Raw genomic sequence first — 14,513 nt, 5'->3', positions numbered from 1 at the left:
ACGCGTCATGAGCGTCAGGTTCATCGGCTATATCGGCTTCAACAACGGGTCCGAAACGCAGGCGGCGGTGCGCAGCCGCGCGCTCGACATCGACTATGTGGACGCAGCGGCAAAGGCGCAGGAGGAGGGAGGCTTCGACCGCGTCCTCATCCCCTTCGGCTCCAACAGCCCCGAAAGCCAGATCGTCGCTGCCCATGCCGCCGCCCGCACCACCCGGCTCGGCTTCCTCGTGGCGCACCGTCCCGGCTTCACTCAGCCCACGGTCGCCGCGCGGCAGCTTGCCACGCTCGACCAACTATCGGGCGGGCGCGTCGCCGTTCATATCATCACCGGCGGCGCGGACGAGGAAATGGCGCGCGACGGTGACACGCGGACCGTGAAGGCGGAACGCTACGCGCGGACCGACGAATATCTGACCGTGCTGCGGCAGGAATGGACGGCATCCCATCCGTTCGATCATCAGGGCCGCTATTACGACATCCGCCAGGCGTTCAGCGCGATCAAGCCGGACAATCTGCCCGTCTTCTTCGGCGGATCGTCGGACGAGGCGATCGAAGTGGCGGGCCGCCATGCCGATGTCTACGCGCTCTGGGGCGAAACGCTCGCCGCCGTGCAGGACACGGTGCGCGCCGTACGCCGATCCGCCGCGCGCTTCGGCCGCAATCCCGGTTTCTCGCTCTCGCTGCGCCCGGTCATCGCCGACACCGAGGAAGCGGCATGGCGGCGCGCAGCCGAGATCGAGGAACAGGTGCGCGAAAACCGGGTTGCGGCTGGCCTGCCGCTCAGCGGCCATCGCCCGCCTAATGCAGGATCGCTCCGCCTGCTCGAAACCGCCAGCGCCAACCGTCAGGACAAGCGGCTGTGGACAGGCGTCGCCGCGCTCACCGGCGCGCAGGGCAACAGCACCGGCCTTGTCGGCACGCCCGAACAGGTCGCGGACGCGATGCTCGATTATTATGACATCGGCATCGATCATTTCCTGATCCGCGGTTTCGATCCGCTGGGCGATTCGGTCCTCTATGGCCGCGAACTGCTGCCGCTCGTCCGCGCCAAAGTGGCCGAGCGCGACGCGGGTCGCCTGGCGCTGGCAGGCTGATCGATGGCGAAAAAGAAGTCTGTCGTCCTCCTGTCGACGGCTCTTGTCGCGGTGGCGGGCCTTGGCCTTGCCGCCGCGACCTTTTCGCGCGGCGACGATCATGTCCTGCGCGTCGCCAACCAGAAGGGGCAGGTGAAGGCGATGATGCTGGCCTCGGGCGCTCTGGAAGGCGCGCCCTACAAGGTCGAATGGTCCGAATTTCCCGCCGCTCAGCCTTTGCTGGAGGCGGTCGGCGGCGGCGCGGCGGACCTGGGCCTCGCCGCCGACGCGCCCTTCATCTTCGCCTGGCAGAGCGGCAGCCCCGTCAAGGCGATCGCGGTGCAGGCTCCCGTCAACCAGGCGCCCGAAGCGCTCGCCGTACTGGTGAAGACCGGATCGCCCATCCGCACCGCGCAGGATCTGGTCGGACGGTCGGTCGCCACGACGCGGGGCTCCATCGGCCATCATCTGCTGTTGCAGGCGCTCGAACGCGCCCGCATTCCGGCGGACAAGGTACGTATCACTTTCCTTCCGCCCGGCGACGCGAAGGCCGCCTTCGACAGCGGCGCCATCGACGCATGGTCGACCTGGACGCCCTACACCAACGTCGCCGTCAAGGAAGGCGCCCGGGCGGTCGTGGACGCAAAGGATTACGGCCTGCCGCTCTATATCGACATCGCCTATGCCGACTCGATCGGTCCCAAGCGCGCCCTGCTCGCCGATTTCCTGAAACGCGAAGCGCGGGCCGTCGCTTGGGCGCGCGCCCATCCCGACGCGTTCGCGCAGGTGCTGGCGAAGGAAACGGGCCTGCCGCTCGACATCGCCCGCGCGAGTTTCGACCGCAATAACCGCGTGTCCCGTCCCATCGACAAGACCGTGGTCGCGCACGAACGCGACATCACCCGCCGGTTCGAAAGAGCGGGCTTCGTCAAGCATCCCCGCGACGCGGCGGGCGCGTTCGACACCAGCTTCGGCGGCGGCGCGGCTGTCAATTGAGGGAAGATCAACGATCTCGCGCCGAATTTATTTATCAACAAAAACGATAGAAAATAAAGCCCCCCTGACATTTGGGGGACCATGACCATGACCAGACGATCAGCCTTTTTCGCACCGACAGTCGTTTCAGCTGTCGCCATCGCTGTCTCGCCCGCCGGAGCGCAGACCGTCGCTGCGCTCGCTCAACCGGCGGACGCAGGGGCCGCCGACGCGGGCACGATCATCGTAACCGGCGTGCGCGGCGCGCCCCGCACCGTGGCGGAAAGCCCCGCGCCGATCGACGTCATCGGCGCGGAAAAGCTCCAAGCGACCGGCTCGGCGGAATTCGGCGAAGCGCTGACGAAGCTGCTGCCCTCGCTCAATTTCGGCGCGACCAACGCCGGTGTCTTTTCCATCGGCCGCCCGGTTTCCAATCGCGGCCTCGCACCGGCCTACACGCTGGTGCTGGTCAACGGAAAGCGGCGGCATAACGGCGCGTTTCTCAACAATTCGCCCACCGACACGTCGGGCGCGAACCCGGTGGACATCGACCTTATCCCCACCAGCGCCATCGACCGGATCGAAGTTTTGAAGGACAGCGCCGCCGCCCAATATGGCACCGACGCCATTGCGGGCGTCATCAATATCCAGCTGGCGAAGAAGGAGGGGCTGAGCGGCGATTTCACCTATGGCACGCTCTACGACGCGGACGGCAATCCCGATAGCTGGAAAGGCACGATCCGCTATGGCACGCGGATCGGCGACGATGGCGGTTTCCTGACGCTGAGCGGCGATATCCGCAGGCGGGGCGGGTCGTGGTGGAACCTGCCTGCGACCGATACCAACATCTACGGCCTGCCTGCCGGTCGCACCGTCGATCGGGTGGTGGCGACGAGCGGCCTCACTCGAGCGCAGGTGGAAGCGAATATGGCTGCCTCCAATGCCCGCAATGCGCAATGGAACCGCGACGGCGCGCATAATGGCGATCCGCAGATCGAGGCGTTCAACCTCGCCTATAATGCCGAACTCCCGGTGACCGACAATGTCACGCTCTACAGCTTCGGCACTTATGGCGAGCGGGACGCGCAGATCGGCAACAATTTCCGGCGCCCCAACAGCACCGCCAATTTCACGGCCCTGTTCCCGGACGGTTATTACCCGCTCAACAATATCGACGAGAAGGATTTCCAGTTCGTCGGCGGCCTGCGCGGGACGCTTGCCGGATGGGATTATGACCTGTCGTCCTCCTTCGGACGCAACTACAGCCACCAATATTCCAGGCTGTCGATCCGCCCCTCGCTCGGCCCCACCGGCCCGACGCAATGGCCCGATCTTGCCAATTTCGAATTCCGCCAGTGGACGCACAATATCGACCTGCACCGGAGCGTCGATATCGGCCTTGCCAAACCGCTGGAGATTTCGGTGGGCGGCGAATATCGGCTCGACCGCTTCCGCACCTTCGCCGGGGACCCGCTCGCCTATCGGCCCGCAACTTACACCTTCCGTCCCGGCGACCAGCAATATGACTGGAATGTGGGCCAGATCGCCTCGCCCGTGGTGCAAGGTGCCATCGTCCTGTCCCCGGCGGACGAAGCGGATATCGGTCGCCGGGTCTATGCCGGCTATGTCGATCTTGGCCTCTATCCCACCGATGCCTGGTATATCGGGGCTGCGGTGCGTGCCGAACATTATAGCGACGGTTCGGGCAGCCCCATCGGCCTCAAGCTCAACAGCAGGTACGAACTCACGCCGACGCTCGCGATCCGCGGCACTGTGGGCACGGGTTTCCGCGCCCCTTCGCTGACCCAGATCGGCTATGCGCAGACCGACGGGCGCACTTCGTCCTTCTTCAACGCAGCGACCGGGCAGACCGAATTGCGCCCCACCGTCGCCAAGCTCGTGACGGCGGATTCGACGGTCGGGCAACTATTGGGCGCAAAGCCGCTCAAGGCGGAAAAGACGTGGAATGCGGGCCTCGGCCTCGTCTTCACTCCGGCGCCCGCGCTGTCTGTCACGCTCGATGGCTATTATATCCGTATCCGCAACCGGATCGAGCGGACCGGTCGCCTGTTCGGCCCCGGCATCTCCGCGATCCTCGCCGCCAACGGCCTTTCCGATATCGAGCAGGCGGAATATTTCATCAACGCCGCCGATACCGAAACCAGGGGCTTCGACCTCGTCGCCGACTATAGCCGTTCGCTGGGCGATCTGGGCAAGATCGGCGTCACGCTGGCATTCAACTATTCGAAAACCAGTGTCACCGATGTGGTCGACACCCCTTCGCAGCTGTTCGCCGCCAACGGCACATCGCTGCTGGGAGCCGGATCGGCCTTTTTCGGCGGCGACAAGATCGGCGAACTGGAAGTGATCCAGCCCCGCACGAAACTCGTCAGCACGGTCAACTGGTCGAAGGGCATCGTCGGCGTCAGCCTGACCGCGACCCGGTACGGCACCTATACGCAGCGCACGGCGGCGGGCGACGACCGGTCCTTCGGCGCCAAGATCATCACCGACGCCAGCATCAGCGCCAAGGTCACGCATTTCGCCACCCTTTCGGTGGGGGCGACCAACATCTTCGACGTGCGGCCCGAAACCAACGGGCCGGGCAATCCCCAGACGGGGCAGGGCTATTACGGTCCGTCCCCCTTCAATCCGGCAGGCGGCTATTATTATGGGCGGATCGCTCTTGCATTCTGATCGACGCACTTTCCTCGGCAGCGTAGCTGCGCTCGCCCTTGCCGGATGTGGCGGGGGCGGCAAGGGGGGGCGGACTAGGCTCGTGCTCGGCGATCAGGTCCACCTCCTCCAGGCGCGGGCGGAAAGCGCCGGGGCCTTAAAGGACCTGCCCTACGACATCGAATGGGCCAATTTCGTCGGGGCCGCGCCCCTGCTGGAAGCGTTGAACGCAGGCGCGGTCGATACAGCGCCCGCAGGCGACCTGCCGGTCGTGCTCGCGGCTGCGGCCAAGGCACCGCTCAAGATCGTCGCGGGCACGCAGTTTTCTACGCGCGACATCGGCATCGTCGTGCCCAAGGGCTCGCCCGTGCGCCGGATCGCGGACCTCAAGGGCCGCCGCGTGATCGTCTCCAGCGCGCGGGGCAGCATATCCCATTATCTGCTGATCGAAGCGCTCAAGGAAGCGCGCGTCGATCGCAAGGCGGTGGAGATCGGCTTTATGCTGCCCAACGACGCGGCGGCGGCCTTCGCCGCGGGGCGGATCGACGTGTGGGCGACCTTCGGCACCTACCAGATCGCCGCCGAACTGGCGGGCGCGCGGCTGATCCGCGATGGGGAGGGGATCAACAGCCCCTATGCGCTCATCGCCGCGTCTCAGGCGGCGCTCGACGACCCTGGCAAACGGGCGGCTTTGCGCGACGTGATGGGGCGGCTGCAAAAGGCTGCGATCTGGTCGGCGAAGCATCCCGACGCCTATGCCGACATCCTCGTTCGCCAGACGAAGGTCGCGCGCGCCGTGGCGGATGTCATGGCCCGTCGCCAGCGCGGCGTGCTGGTCGCACCCGATGCCGCCGTCATCGTCCCGCTCCAGCGCGTCGTCGATCGCTTCTATGCCGATGGCGAACTGCCCGCGCGCATCGATGTCGCATCCATCGTCGATCCCGGCATCTTCCCGGCATGAGCGCTTCTCGCCATTGCATCAGACATTCTCATTGGGCGGCGCGGCGCTGCCTTTCTACACTCTTCCCCTAAAGGAGCTTCGCCATGGCCACCGTTCTGAAGGATTCGCGTTTCAGCCGCTCCAGCGTCAGCGAGGCGGAATGGAAGGTGCGCGTCGATCTCGCCGCATTCTACCGCCTGTCCGCCATCCATGGGTGGGACGATTTCATCTACACCCACATTTCAGCGCGCGTGCCGGGGCCGGACCATCATTTCCTCATCAACCCCTTCGGCCTCACTTTCGAAGAGATCACTGCGTCCAGCCTCGTCAAGGTCGATCTCGACGGCAATGTGATCGGCGAGAGCCAATATGGCATCAACTATGCGGGCTATGTCATCCATTCCGCGATCCACGGCGCGCGGGAGGATGCGCATTACATCGCGCATTTCCATAGCGCGGACGGGATGGCGGTGTCCGCGCATGCCGAAGGGCTGCTGCCGCTCAACCAGCGGGCGCTCGCGCTCATTCCGCGCCTGTCCTATCATGATTACGAAGGGGTCGCGCTCAATCTCGACGAACGCGACCGGCTCGTCGCCGACCTCGGCGACACCAAGGTGATGCTGCTGCGCAATCACGGTACCTTGGCGCTCGGCGAGACCCCGGGCGAGGCGTTCGGCGGCATCTATCATCTGGAGGAAGCCTGCAAGGCTCAGGTGCGCACCCTTTCGATCGGCAGAGACCATGTGCTGATCGCCCCCGAAGCCGCGCAGGAAGAAGTGCGTCGTCAGATCGCCCGCGAACGCAAGCCCGTCGAGGGCGCACGGTCGCATTACGATCTCGTCTGGGAGGCCGCGCTCCGCAAGGCGCAGCGCCACTCCCCCGGCTTCGATGCATAAGGAGCCGACCATGCGCCAGCGGCAGCTCAAGCTCGGGCTCGTGCCCACCGGCGTCGGCGGTCCCGGCGACAGCAATCGCTGGCTCGATCCCGACATCCCGCTCGACGCCAGCGTCAACATCGACTGGACGATCGACATCGTCCGCCAGGCCGAAGCGGCCAGGTTCGACCTCGTCTTCATCGTCGACAGCCAGTTTATCACGCCCCATTCGCCGCCCCATTATCTCAATCGGCTGGAACCGCTCACCCTCCTGTCGGCGCTTGCCGTCGCGACGCAGCGTATCGGCCTCGTCGGCACCTTCACCACATCGTACAACGATCCGTTCAACCTCGCGCGGCGGCTCGCCTCGCTCGATCTCATCAGCAAGGGGCGGGCAGGGTGGAATGTCGTCACCAGCGGAGACGCGGGCACCGCAAGCAATTTCAGCCTGCCGGACCATTTCGACTATGATACGCGCTACCGGCGCGCGGCCGAATTTCTGAACGTGGCGCGCGGGCTTTGGTCGAGCTGGGAGGATGGTGCGCTGGTCCGCGACCGGGCGACCGGGCAGTTCCTCGATCCCGACCGGCTGCACAGGCTCGACCATCGCGGCGAATTCTTCCAGGTGGCAGGCCCGCTCAACATCCAGCGTTCGCCGCAGGGGGAACCGGTGATCTTCCAGGCGGGCGACAGCGACCAGGGCCGCGACCTTGGCGCGACGGTCGCCGACGCGATCTTCACCCACGCCGCGACATTCGAACAGGGGCAGGCCTTCTACGCCGACCTCAAGGGGCGCGCCGCGCGGCTCGGCCGCGATCCCGACGACATCGTAATCCTGCCCGGTTTTACCGTCTATGTCGGCGACACCGACGAGGACGCCAGGGCAACCGAACGCGCCTGCCGCGCACAGGACCAGAGTTTCGATCAGGCGCTGGCCGAATTCGGTCGCCCGTTCGGCTGGCACGACTTTCGCCGCTACGATCCCGACGCGCCTTTCCCTGTCAAGGCGCTCGACCATGCGAGGAGCAGCTTCTTCACGCAGGCGAGCCGGATCACGCAGGATGCGGCGGCAAAGGGCCTGACCCTGCGCCAGGCGGTCGAACAGGCGCGGGCCGGGCGCGGCAGTCCTTTCGTCGGATCGGCGCGCAGCGTTGCCGACGAAATTCAGCGCTGGTTCGAAGGGCGGGCGCTCGACGGGCTCAACGTCCATCTCGGCCATCCCGCGCAGTTCACCCGCTTCGTCGCCGAAGTGGTGCCCATCCTCCAGGCACGCGGCCTGTTCCGCACCGATTATGAAGGCGACACGCTGCGCGCGCATCTCGGCCTGCCGATCCCGACCCGCGGAGCACCGCATGAAGCCGGACGGCGGGACGCAGCCTGATCCTTTGAACATGCGCCGCCCTTCGGCGACGCCAGCCCGACCGCAAGGAGACTACGATGGCGACCCTATTGACCCAGCCCCTGAGCACCCGATACGCCGCACTTCAGGCAGAGCGCGACCGGACATGGTCGACAGCTCAGCTCGAAGGCAATGCACGGCAGCGCCGCCTGCTGCTCGACCGGTTCGATCCCGCCGCCGTGGCGCAGCCAGGGGACAGCCTGCCCGACTTTCATTTTCCGGAAGTCGACGGCGGCGACCTGTCGATCGGCGGCCTGACCGCCAACGGGTCGGCGCTTTTCATCTTCTTCCGCTTTGCCGGATGCCCCGCCTGCAACATCGCGCTGCCTTATTATGCCGAAGCGCTCTATCCCGATCTTGCCGAACGCAACATTCCGCTCGTCGCGCTCAGCCCGCAGCAGCCCGATGCGCTGGCGGCAATCAAGCACCGCCACCGGCTGCCTTTTCCCGTCGCGACCGACACCGACAATCTCCTCGCACGACACATCGGCATCGCTTTCGAACCCGACGACACACCGTCGCCCCCGCCCGCGGGCTGGATCGGCGAGGTGACCGGCACCGGCACATGGCTGCTGCCTCAACCCACCGTGCTCCATGTGGGCAAGGGCCGCGTCGTGCGTTCCATCGACGTCAGCCCCGACTGGCTCGACCGGCCCGAAGCCGAAACCATCGTTGCGCGCCTTGCCTGACGGGGAGGCGCAACGGCGTCTCCGTACCGTCCCGTATCATTTTCGCGGGCACGACGAATCCGTCTTTTCTCTCGAAGCGCCTGTGATAAATTCACGGACAGGAGAAAATGGAGAGGACCATGCTGTTACTGGCAAGGTGTCTGGACTGGCTGTGCGCGATGCTGGCATCGGGCGTTCAGAATGAAACGCGCCTGAATAGCCTCATCTGCCCATTGTCACGGCACGATCATCAAAAGGCGGCAACCGCCCGGCGCGACTGAATCCCGCACCGTGCGATTGCCGATCCCGCTTTGGGGAAGGCCGTGTCACGATATGTCGCAGACTATCGTATCCGCCGGCTGCCGAGGTACGCGCAAACGGTGCGTAACTGTATCCTTCGCTGTCTCGATATCGCCCGCCGGGTGCATCAGCCCATGATCCGCCCCCGGCAAAGGCTGAAGCCGATGGATACGAAGCCCTCCGCCCGCGCCCGGGCGGACAATGTCACCTCGTCGCCATCCTCGAGGAACGAGCGGCTTTCCCCGTCCGGCAGCACGACCGGCGTCTTCCCGCCCCGGCTCATTTCGAACAGGCTGCCGCAACTGTCCTGCGTCGTTCCCGATATCGTGCCGGTCCCCAACAGGTCGCCGGGCTGGAGGTTGCATCCGTTGGAGGCGTGATGCGTCACGATCTGCGCGGGGGTCCAATACATCGACCGCGCCGTACCATGGCCGATCCGATGCGGGGCCATGTCCGCTTCCCGCATCGCCCGCGACGACAGATGCACTTCGAGCTCGATGTCGAGGGCGCCCGCCGCCTGATCGGCCTCGTCCCACAGATAGTCGAGCGGGCGGGGATCGCCTTCCGCCCGCACCGCCTGCGCCGCGCGAAACGGCGCCAGCGCTTCTGCCGTCACGACCCAGGGCGAGATGGTCGAATGGAAACTCTTGGCCAGGAACGGGCCGAGCGGTTGATATTCCCACGCCTGCATGTCGCGCGCCGACCAGTCGTTGAGCAGACAGAAGCCTGCGATATGCTCGCCCGCCTCATCGATCCCGATGGCTTCGCCGAGCGCATTGCCCTGTCCGATCCACAAACCCATCTCCAGCTCGAAATCGAGCCTCCGGGTTGGGGCAAAGACCGGCGCATCCTGCTCCGGCGGCTTGATCTGCCCCTTGGGGCGGCGCACCGGTTCGTCCGTGATCCGTATCGAAGAAGCCCGACCGTGATAGCCGATCGGCACCCATTTATAGTTGGGGAGCAACGGATTGTCGGGCCGCAGCATCGACCCGATATTCTGCGCATGATGGATGCCGACATAGAAGTCGGTATAATCGCCGATCCTGGCGGGCATGTGCAGCGTGCAGGACCCCGCCTCATGCAGATGCGGGGCGACCGCGTCACGATGCTCCTCCCGGCTGAGCAACTCCGACACTCGCCGCCGCAATGCCCGGCGGGTGCTGGCGGGCAAAGCGAACAGGGCGTTCAGGCTGTCCGATCCGACCGCCTGCGCGACATCCTCCGGCAGCCGGTCCGCCATGGCGCGAAGGTCGAGGATCGCATCGCCGATGGCGACGCCGACCCGCCTGTCGCCCCCTGCGGGCGCGAAAATCCCGAACGGCAGGTTCTGGATCGGAAAGTCCGCATGGCCCCGGGCGCTCTCGACCCAGCTTTGCCGGGCGGGGTCGTGGGTTTCGTCGATCGTCGTCGTCATCGGGGCAGCTCCGCCTTGGTAAATCCGTTCCACACATTGTCGTAATTGCCCTGCGCACAGCTCAGGGCATGGGGCGTCAGCCGGTATGGCCAGCAGCTTTCGACCATGAACGCCATCGTCGCGTCGATCCGGTGCGGTTTCAGGTCCGCGCGGCTTGCCGTTTCCCATGTCGCCCGGTCCGGCCCGTGTCCCGCCATCAGATTGTGGAGGCTGAGCCCGCCGGGCACGAACCCCTCAGCCTTGGCGTCATAGGCCCCGTGGATCAGGCCCATCGCCTCGCTCATGACGTTGCGGTGGAACCAGGGCGGGCGGAACGTATCCTCCGCCACCATCCAGCGCGGCGGAAAGATCACGAAATCGGCGTTGGCGCGACCGGGGCTTTCCGAAGGGGATGTGAGCACGGTGAAGATCGACGGGTCGGGATGATCGTAGCTGACGGTATTCATCGTGTTGAACCGCGACAGGTCGTAACGATAGGGGGCAAGGTTCCCATGCCATGCGACAACATCGAGCGGCGAGTGGTCCAGCGTCACGTGCCACAACCGGCCGAGGAACTTCTGCACGACCTGCGTCGGTGCATCGCGATCCTCGAACCAGGCGACCGGCGTTTCGAAATCGCGCGGGTTGGCAAGGCCGTTCGATCCGATCGGTCCTAGGTCGGGCAGGCGGAACAGCGCGCCGTGATTTTCCGCGACATACCCCTTCGCGCTTCCTTCGGGCAGCAGCACGCGAAACCGCACGCCCCTCGGCACCGCTGCGACATGGCCGGGCGGGACCGCCAGCCGCCCCAACTCCGTCTCCAGCATGATGCTGCCCTGCTGCGGCACGAACAGCAATTCGCCGTCGGCGTTGCAGAAGACGCGATCGATCATGTCCCGGTCGGCGGCATAGAGGTGAACCGCAACGCCCTCCATCCGTTCGGCCGAGCCATTGCCCATCATGGTCCGCATCGAATCGAGCCAGTCCGCCCCGTTCGCACTCTCCTCTAACGGGTTCCACCGCATTCTGTTGGGGGGCAGGGGATCGTCGGAGAAGGATTGCCCGAACAAAGCATTGCCTTCGTAGCGCTCGAACCGGTCATGCTGGGCTGCGGGCCGCATGCGGTAGAGCCAGCTCCGGCGATTTTCGTGCCGGGGAGCAGTGAAAGCGGTGCCGGAAAGCTGCTCTGCATAAAGTCCGAATGGCGGACGTTGCGGCGAATTGCGCCCGATCGGCAAGGCGCCCTCGACCGCTTCGGTCGAAAAATGGCCACCAAATCCCGTCAGGTAAGATAGCCTCTCCATCGCCGTCTCCCGGAGCAAATCGTTACATTTGAAACCTTACGCAGTCATGAACCTTGCCGCAAATGGTGTCAAATGTTACGTTTTTCGGTATGAGTAACGATGGGCTGACGCTGGACACCTTTCTCCCCTATCGCTTGTCCTACACCGCAAGCGTGCTGAGCGAACGCATCGCCAGGGCCTATCGTACGATGTTCGACCTTTCGATCCCGGAATGGCGAGTCATGGCCCATGTCGCGGAACGCCCCGGCATCTCGCAACAGGACATCGGCGACCGCACGCGCATGGACAAAGTGATGGTCAGCCGTGCGGCCAAGGCGCTGGCGGGCAAGGGGCTGCTCGATCGGGCAGCGAGCGGACAGGATCGCCGCGCGCTTCGTCTGCGGCTCTCGCCTGCGGGCAGGTCGCTGTTCGACCGCATCGCGCCCGAAGCGCTACGCCTGGAGGCGCAGGTCATCGCGTCCCTTTCCCCGACAGAAATCCGCCAGCTCCGCGACATGCTGGGCCGCATCGACGCGGCGACCCTTGCGCTCTCCACCGACGCTAAACCCTGACGCTGGAAGCCGCATCGCGTAAAAACATGTTCAGCTGTCTACATCGTTGTCGCGTTAGTCGGTCATGCCTTCATGTCGATAGTCGCGACAAGGCCCTTGTCCTCGCCGTTGCGCAGCCGCACCGACGCCTCGAAACTCATCGCCAGCGCGCGCGCGATGGTGAGGCCGATGCCGGTTCCGTGCCGCCCGCCCGGCTGCCCTTCCGTGCCCCGCGTGAACGGCTCGAACATCTGTTCGATCTGTTCGGGCGGAATGCCCGGCCCTGCGTCGCAAACCTGGATCAGCAGCCGCCCCCCGGATCGCGCGCAGCTGATCTGCGCCGATCCGCCATATTTGACGGCATTGTCGACGAGGTTGCCGATACACCGCATCAGCGCATTGGGCTTGACCCGCACCGTCCCGCCGCAACCGCCCGCGAACCGCACCGGCTGGTCCAGATCCTGCGCGTCTTCGGCCATGCTCATGAGCAGGGAGTCGATGTCGATGACCGACCAATCCTCCCGCGATTCCGTGCTGCTCGCCAGGTCCAGCCCTTCGCGCACCAGGGTCAGCATCGCCTGATGATCGGCCAGAAGCCGATCGCGCAGCTCGGGATTCTCGACCAGTTCCAGCCGCAATCGAAGGCGGGTGAGGGGGGTCTGGAGATCGTGGCTGATCGCGGCGAGCAACTGGGTGCGCTCGGCAAAGCCCGCTCGCGCGCGCCGCTGCATGAGGTTGAAGGTGGACAGCGCCGCGCGGACTTCCTCCGGCCCCCGCTCTGGAATTTCCTCCGGATCGAGCGAGAGGGAAAAGGCCTCCGCCGCGCGCTCCAGCCGGCGCAGCGGACGCGCGACCGACCGTGCCACGAGGATGGCAAGCCCCGCTGACGCCGCAACGATGACGAGAAGGTAGAGCGGATTGAACACGGTGCTGGGTGGCTTGGCGATCCGCGGGAAGGTCAGCGCCATGGCGCGATGCTCGCCGCGCCGGTCGACATAGCGCACGACCCAGCAATCCGGGCGCGGCGCATCGACCAGGCCCGCCGCCAGTTGCCTGCTGCGGTCGGGAAAGCACAGGCCCATCGGGACCTGCGCCGCCTCGGGCTGCGACTGCGGACCCAGCCTTGCTCGCAATGCCTGTTCCAGATCCCCGTCCGACTCGCTCAGCGCCACGCCCTCGGGCGCGGGATAGGCACCGACGATGTTATGATCGGCCATCATCTGCTCGACCTTAGCGGGATCGCGCCGCATCCGCGCCGCGATGTCGGTGGCGCTGGCAAGGACGCGTTGCCGGCGCACCCGCTCGAAGTCGTGCTGGCGGGTCTGCTCCGCCACCAGCAGCGCCACGATCGCCGCGACCGACATACCCAGCGTCAGCGTGACGAAAATCTGGCCCGCCATGGTCCCGAAGAAGGCGCGTGCGCGCCGCAGCGGGGGGATCATGAATAATCGACCTCGCAGGCGAGAACATAGCCTTCGCCGCGTACCGTCAGGATGAGTTCGTCGCCGCCCGCTATGGCGGCGAGCTTCTGCCGAAGACGGCTGACCTGAAGATCGATCGAACGGTCGAAGGCAGCGGTCGCTTTGCGTTCGGGCAACAGCACTTCGCGGGCGAGCACGACATTGGGTTCGTCGATGAAACGGCTGAGCAGCCGGAATTCAGCGGACGACAGCATCACAAGCCGGTCGTCGGGCGCCACCAGCCGCCGTTGCTGAAGGTCGAGCCGCCACCGACCGACATGAGCGTAACGCGCCGCTGTCGGACGGGTGCCTTCGCCTTTTGCCCGGCGCAACAGATTGCGGATGCGCACCAACAGTTCGCGCGGCTCGAATGGCTTGGTCAGATAATCGTCCGCGCCCAGCTCAAGGCCGAGCACCCGGTCCACTGCGCTGCCCCGCGCCGTCACCATGATGATCTGCACCGGCGATCCCTCGGCCCGCAATTCCCGGCAAAGCGACAGCCCGTCGCCATCGGGCAGGTTGAGGTCCAGCACGATGAGATCGATGGGTTCGTCCTGCAACGCGCGGCGCAATTCGCCCAGATTGGCGGCGCTGAGCAGGCGATAATTCTCCTGCTGCAATTGGCCCACGATGAGGCTGCGGATGTCGGCATCGTCATCGACGACCATGACGGTCGCCCTGCCGCCGGGGCCGGAGTCTGACATATGCTTCATCTATCGTCGATCCGCGGCAAAGTCTGTCCCGAGCGGCCTGATGTTACAGGGTGATACAAAGCGATACTCGCCGATAGAGCTTTACGACAATCCGATGACAAATCGCACTTTCCTGTAACAGGCAAAAGCGGAAAGGAACATGCCTGTCGGTGGCCCCCGCCGACGCCAGCCGGAGCGCTTGCGCACGCTTTACGTCCTGCCCTTG

13 protein-coding genes are annotated in these 14,513 nt (G+C 65.5%); 9 read left to right on the top strand and 4 right to left on the bottom strand.

Going from position 1 to position 14,513, the window contains the following annotated elements:
• Positions 1–7: 7 nt before the first annotated feature.
• The 8 genes from DI606_RS03900 (at position 8) to DI606_RS03865 (ending at position 8,889) form a co-directional block, all read left to right on the top strand.
• Positions 8–1,096, top strand: a complete 1,089-nt coding sequence (locus tag DI606_RS03900) for an LLM class flavin-dependent oxidoreductase (protein ID WP_293979911.1) — start codon at positions 8–10, stop codon at positions 1,094–1,096.
• 3 nt (positions 1,097–1,099) lie between these two features.
• A complete protein-coding gene (locus DI606_RS03895; protein ID WP_293979910.1) occupies positions 1,100–2,071 on the top strand; it encodes an ABC transporter substrate-binding protein in 972 nt (323 codons plus the stop codon).
• Between the two features lie 87 nt (positions 2,072–2,158).
• Positions 2,159–4,747, top strand: coding sequence for a TonB-dependent siderophore receptor (locus tag DI606_RS03890; RefSeq protein WP_293979908.1), 2,589 nt, complete (start codon positions 2,159–2,161; stop codon positions 4,745–4,747).
• Positions 4,722–5,687: an ABC transporter substrate-binding protein gene (locus DI606_RS03885; RefSeq protein ID WP_293979906.1), complete on the top strand. Its 966-nt coding sequence runs from the start codon at positions 4,722–4,724 to the stop codon at positions 5,685–5,687. Before DI606_RS03890 ends, DI606_RS03885 begins: the two co-directional genes overlap by 26 nt.
• Before the next feature lie 83 nt (positions 5,688–5,770).
• A complete protein-coding gene (locus tag DI606_RS03880; protein WP_293979904.1) occupies positions 5,771–6,562 on the top strand; it encodes a class II aldolase/adducin family protein in 792 nt (263 codons plus the stop codon).
• A gap of 10 nt (positions 6,563–6,572) precedes the next feature.
• On the top strand, positions 6,573–7,922 hold the full coding sequence (locus DI606_RS03875; protein ID WP_293979902.1) for an LLM class flavin-dependent oxidoreductase: 1,350 nt from the start codon (positions 6,573–6,575) through the stop codon (positions 7,920–7,922).
• A gap of 56 nt (positions 7,923–7,978) precedes the next feature.
• Complete coding sequence (locus tag DI606_RS03870) at positions 7,979–8,629, top strand: peroxiredoxin-like family protein (protein WP_293979901.1); 651 nt, start codon at positions 7,979–7,981, stop codon at positions 8,627–8,629.
• 107 nt (positions 8,630–8,736) lie between these two features.
• On the top strand, positions 8,737–8,889 hold the full coding sequence (locus DI606_RS03865) for a hypothetical protein (protein ID WP_293979900.1): 153 nt from the start codon (positions 8,737–8,739) through the stop codon (positions 8,887–8,889).
• Positions 8,890–9,035: 146 nt separating this feature from the next.
• On the opposite strand, the gene fahA is transcribed toward DI606_RS03865, so the two are convergent.
• Positions 9,036–10,322 carry a fumarylacetoacetase gene (fahA, locus tag DI606_RS03860; RefSeq protein WP_293979899.1) on the bottom strand — a complete coding sequence of 429 codons (1,287 nt, stop codon included), beginning with the start codon at positions 10,320–10,322 and terminating at the stop codon, positions 9,036–9,038.
• Positions 10,319–11,605 carry a homogentisate 1,2-dioxygenase gene (hmgA, locus tag DI606_RS03855; RefSeq protein WP_293979897.1) on the bottom strand — a complete coding sequence of 429 codons (1,287 nt, stop codon included), beginning with the start codon at positions 11,603–11,605 and terminating at the stop codon, positions 10,319–10,321. Before hmgA ends, fahA begins: the two co-directional genes overlap by 4 nt.
• 89 nt (positions 11,606–11,694) lie before the next feature.
• Here hmgA and DI606_RS03850 point away from each other — a divergent pair, with 89 nt between their 5' ends.
• Positions 11,695–12,156: a MarR family winged helix-turn-helix transcriptional regulator gene (locus tag DI606_RS03850; RefSeq protein ID WP_293979895.1), complete on the top strand. Its 462-nt coding sequence runs from the start codon at positions 11,695–11,697 to the stop codon at positions 12,154–12,156.
• 62 nt (positions 12,157–12,218) lie between these two features.
• Here DI606_RS03850 and DI606_RS03845 read toward each other — a convergent pair whose 3' ends face one another.
• On the bottom strand, positions 12,219–13,577 hold the full coding sequence (locus DI606_RS03845) for an ATP-binding protein (protein ID WP_293979893.1): 1,359 nt from the start codon (positions 13,575–13,577) through the stop codon (positions 12,219–12,221).
• Positions 13,574–14,299, bottom strand: coding sequence for a response regulator (locus tag DI606_RS03840; protein WP_293979891.1), 726 nt, complete (start codon positions 14,297–14,299; stop codon positions 13,574–13,576). Before DI606_RS03840 ends, DI606_RS03845 begins: the two co-directional genes overlap by 4 nt.
• Positions 14,300–14,513 lie beyond the last annotated feature (214 nt).

This window comes from Sphingobium sp. (assembly GCF_003248505.1).
GTDB lineage: Bacteria > Pseudomonadota > Alphaproteobacteria > Sphingomonadales > Sphingomonadaceae > Sphingobium.
Note: the sequence above shows the minus strand (reverse complement) of the source record. Positions and strands in the feature narration are given on the sequence as shown.